The sequence below is a fragment of the Streptomyces sp. NPDC058459 genome, assembly GCF_042721685.1.
GTDB lineage: Bacteria > Actinomycetota > Actinomycetes > Streptomycetales > Streptomycetaceae > Streptomyces.
Genome location: NZ_JBHXLV010000407.1, coordinates 1 through 1,771, shown reverse-complemented (window position 1 = coordinate 1,771; position 1,771 = coordinate 1). Strand labels below are relative to the sequence as shown.

At 71.8% G+C, this 1,771-nt stretch carries 2 protein-coding genes; both read right to left on the bottom strand.

What is annotated here, in order from left to right; translation table 11 throughout:
• The coding region (locus tag ACFWN1_RS33160; protein ID WP_384370445.1) for an IPT/TIG domain-containing protein at positions 1-679 on the bottom strand (679 nt) is incomplete at its 3' end.
• Between the two features lie 334 nt (positions 680-1,013).
• Positions 1,014-1,508: an ATP-binding protein gene (locus tag ACFWN1_RS33155; RefSeq protein WP_384370442.1), complete on the bottom strand. Its 495-nt coding sequence runs from the start codon at positions 1,506-1,508 to the stop codon at positions 1,014-1,016.
• Positions 1,509-1,771 lie beyond the last annotated feature (263 nt).

Here is a 1,771-nt window from a genome sequence, read left to right as displayed (position 1 = left end):
CCACCACGTCGACCGATCCGGCGGCGCCGGGCGGGGTCACCGCCGAGACCGTGGTGCTGTTCACCACGGAGAACGGCGCGGGGGTGCCGTCGAAGGTGACGGACTCGGTGGTGGCGAGGTTGGTGCCGGTGATGGTCACGCCCGTACCGCCCGAGGTCGGCCCGGAGGAGGGCGCGACCGTGGCCACGGTGGGGGCGTCCACGTAGGTGTAGGACAGACCGTTGTTCGTCCCACCCGCCGTGGTCACACTGACCCCTACGGGGCCGGCCGCCGCGCCTGCCGGTGCGGTGACGGTGAGCTGGGTGTCGGAGACGACCGTCGGCGTGGCGGTGATGCCGCCGAAGGACACACTGGTGGCCGTCGCCAGCCCGACACCGCTGATGGTGACGGTGTTGCCGCCGGCCAGCGGGCCGGAGACCGGGCCGACCGCGGACTTGAACGGCGCTCCGACGTAGAAGAACGGGATGGGGTTGCTGGTACCGCCCGGGGTGGTCACGGTGACTCCGACGGTGCCGCTGCCGGAGGGTGAGACGGCCGTGACCTGGGTCGGTGAGACGTTGGTGATGCTGGTGGCCGGCTTGCCGCCGAACTTGACGGCGGTCGTGCCGGACAGATTCGTTCCTGTGATCGTCACCAGCGTGCCACCGCCGGTGGATCCCTGGTTCGGGGAAATGGGCATGGAGGAACTCCTCGCTGACAGGACAGACAGGGGGCGCAGCGGAACCGTGAGTTTGCCGGGCCGGCCTTGGCGGAGGAAGCGCACGGGAGAGCAGGCGACTGACGCATGCCGTCGTGCCGAGAAGATCCCCTTCACGTCGGACAGGTGAAGTCAGACAGGGAAAAACCGGCGGACGCCGCCCCTTACCGTGATCCCCGGTCATGGGATGGGCGGCCCACCGGTTCGCTGCTTCAAGTACCCCACAGACAAGCGGCGTTGGCAAGACGTCAATCACTCGATCCGGGGGCAACGGGCGCACGGGAGGTCTGGTGCCGCACCGGCGTGCGCCCTGCTGTCAGCCCGCCGTCAGGGCGACCGTGGCCCAGATCGTGCGGGCGCCGTCGTCGTCCACGTGGGTACCGAACTCCCGGGTGCAGCCGGCGACTATGCCGAGACCGCGACCGAAGCCCGAGACCTTGTGCCAGTGCTTCTCCGTCGCCGTCCGCCCCTGATCACGCACCTGGATGCGCAGGTGGGTCCGGTTCCTCCGCAGGCCGGCGACGATGACGGCGCTGTCGGTGTGGACGATGGCGTTCGTCGCCAGTTCCGTGGTGACGAGCAGGGCCGTGTACCGGACGTCCCGGTCCGCCAGCCCCTGCCCCTCCAGCCACATCCCGGATATGTGGCGGCAGATCGGAACGGCGCGGTCCACCGCGGGGAAGCAGACGGTGAGGCTGCGTGACCGGCACTTGGCCGCGGCGGGCATCCGGATGTCCGCCGCGTCGGGCCAGCTGTCGATGTCCGTCGCGGAGAGAACGATCCGCGCGCGGGCGCGTGTGGTGGGTTCCATGTCCCCTCGCTCCTGATCCTGTGGGGGCGGAGACCTCGGCGGGCGCGGCCGGGGCCTCGGATGCACGGCTCTGCGACGGGCGGGGGGCCGGGGGCCTTCCGCCGCCGACGAGGCGCGGGCCGGCCGAGCGGGAACACCTCTGGAGGGTGCGGCCGCGAGGGCGGGCAGTGGGGCGGACCGGCGCTTCGCGTGGGGGTCGCGGCGCCTTTCGCGGGGCCGTGCGGGCCGGGGGCCGACCGGTCGGCGGGGAGAACACCTGAGGC